The 2,248-nt window shown below is 45.0% G+C and carries 2 protein-coding genes and 1 pseudogene; 1 reads left to right on the forward strand and 2 read right to left on the reverse strand.

What is annotated here, in order from left to right; genetic code table 11:
• Positions 1-595: 595 nt before the first annotated feature.
• A complete protein-coding gene (locus LX69_RS11935) occupies positions 596-781 on the forward strand; it encodes a (2Fe-2S)-binding protein (RefSeq protein ID WP_111446285.1) in 186 nt (61 codons plus the stop codon).
• A 10-nt stretch (positions 782-791) separates the two neighbouring features.
• Here LX69_RS11935 and LX69_RS11940 read toward each other — a convergent pair whose 3' ends face one another.
• Entirely contained in the window at positions 792-1,955 is a 1,164-nt protein-coding gene (locus LX69_RS11940) for a methyl-accepting chemotaxis protein (protein WP_317046402.1), read from the reverse strand.
• Positions 1,956-2,248: pseudogene (locus LX69_RS11950) on the reverse strand (IS1634 family transposase); the annotation flags it as partial. It lies immediately after the preceding gene.

The raw sequence follows: 2,248 nt of genomic DNA on the forward strand, positions 1-2,248 counted from the left end.
CTCCCCCGTTGGGGCTATGCGGCCAAACCTTTTTGTCAGCGACTTGCCTGTTATTGTCCATGTGTCTATTTCAATAAATCAACATAAAACTCTGTGAGTCTCCGTGTTTATTAAACAAACGCTATAAAACCGTTGTTATCATCTCTTCTGATGTTCCCTACGATGAAAGAGATGTCGATATTGAAAGACCTAAAGGGGCGAAAGCATTTTTTTTAATCCCTCACATATTGGTTTTTTTAATCCTCTTCGGAGCGACTTCACATTATGATTGTTCACGCCATACCCGAATGTTGTGATGAAGCACACGAAATGAAATCTCTGACAATGAATGGATCAACAAACTTCACGAATTACACGTATTGAAAAGCAATACACGGAATTAGTGGAATTCGTGTTAATCGACGAAGTCGCTTTGCGCAGCAAAGAATTCGTGGAATTCGTGGATAAATCCTTCTAACTAATAAAAACACAGGGGAAAAGTTTTTTCTGTGTTTTTATTTACACCCATAAGATCCCACTGCTTTTTTTACTCTAAATTCGCATGATAAACCCATGAATGTGAATATGATCATGTTTCAACATAAATCACAACGATATGCCATTTAACGATTTTGTATGCAAACACTTGCAGTTGACCCGCGAAGACATTGTGCGCGTCATTAGGGAGAAAAACCTGACCACTTTTGAACAAATACAGGACGAAACCGATGCCGGAACCGTGTGCGGGGCTTGTGTGGCTCAAATTAATCAAATCCTCAATGAAGAACGACAATGTCGATGAGCTGCTTCCTTTATGTTTTAAAGAATGCCACCAATTCTTTCAGGTTTTCGGCCTGGCTGGCCAGTTCCTCCGAACTCGATGCCAGTTCTTCTGATGATGCCGAGTTTTGAGAGGTCACCGACACCATTTGCTGTACAGCCATGTTGATCTGTTCGGCACCGACTTTTTGCTCATTGCTCGAGGTGCTGATTTCTTTTATGAGTTGATTGGTTTGTTCAAATTCAGGAAGCACCACTTCAAGTAAATGCCATGCCTGTTCTGTATTCGACAGACTGGTTTTGGATAATTTATCGATCACTCGCGCTGCCTGTTGCGTATTCTCCGATAATTTGCGCACTTCACCGGCCACCACGGCAAATCCTCGGCCGGCATCTCCGGCACGAGCCGCTTCCACGGCCGCATTCAGCGCTAGTAAGTTGGTTTGTGTCGAGATGCTGTTGATGATTTTGGTTTTTGCGGCTATTTCGGTGATCGATTCAAGCGTTTCACGCATGGTTTTTTGTAGCTCGTGAACCATCGTGACCATTTTAAGGGTCAATGTTTCAGTTTGGTGTGCATGATCAGAATTTTGAACGATGGTCGACACCATTTCCTCCACCGAAGTGCTGATCTCCTCGGTCGAGGCTGCCTGTTCGCTGGCACCGCTGGCAATGAGTTGCGCTGCGGAGCTCATCTGACCACTGGCAGCCACCACATTTTCTGCCCCTGTGGTGATTTCGGTGACGATGGTTCTGATTTTTGCTGACATGTTATTGACCGATCGAGCCAGGATGCCCGTTTCGTCTTCTCTGTCATTATCGATAAACACCGTCAGGTCTCCCTCCGACATGATGGCAGTTTTTTCGGTGAGTTCTTCAATCGGGCGCGAAATCATTCGTCCCATCCACGATGCAATGGCAATGGTGATCAATAGTGCCAGCACGCTGATGATTAGGATGACTTGCATCATTTTGTTGAAATCCGATTGGCGCTGTTCGGCAATGGCTTTTATCTCGATGTCGATATCGTCGACGTAATTACCCGTGCCAATAACCCAATCAAAGGGTTCAAACAGCTTGGAGTAGCTTCGCTTTGGCAGAGGGATGTCGCTGCCTTTTTTCGGGAACCAATATTCCGAAAACCCGCCACCTTGCAGACCTGCCTTGATGATGTCCTGTATTAACCCACTTTGCAGCTATCCCAAAGCCATCGCCTGTATTTCAATGAATTGTTCATTTTCAAGTTCCGATTTGTGTACTACAGATTTTCGCTTTGTAAAGGGAGCGTATTTGTATTTTAGGGCATCGTAAAGCTTGCGGACATTTTGGTTTGGCTCAGAGCATCGACGAATCATGATTACTTGATCCTGCTGATTTTGCGCCAATGTGGTCACCGCTTTTTGGGTGTTCATGGTACGAACGATCTCACGCCAACCGCTATTGATGCCATGTGGCTTTAGTTGATGTCGGATCGTGTTTACCAGCCAAT

It is taken from the genome of Breznakibacter xylanolyticus (assembly GCF_003254275.1).
In the GTDB taxonomy this organism is placed as follows: Bacteria; Bacteroidota; Bacteroidia; order Bacteroidales; family Marinilabiliaceae; genus Breznakibacter; species Breznakibacter xylanolyticus.

What these genes read in the sequence shown, in the direction of transcription:
- LX69_RS11935 (WP_111446285.1), top strand. Translation starts at nt 596, where the DNA reads ATGCCATTTAACGATTTTGTATGCAAACACTTGCAGTTGACCCGCGAA.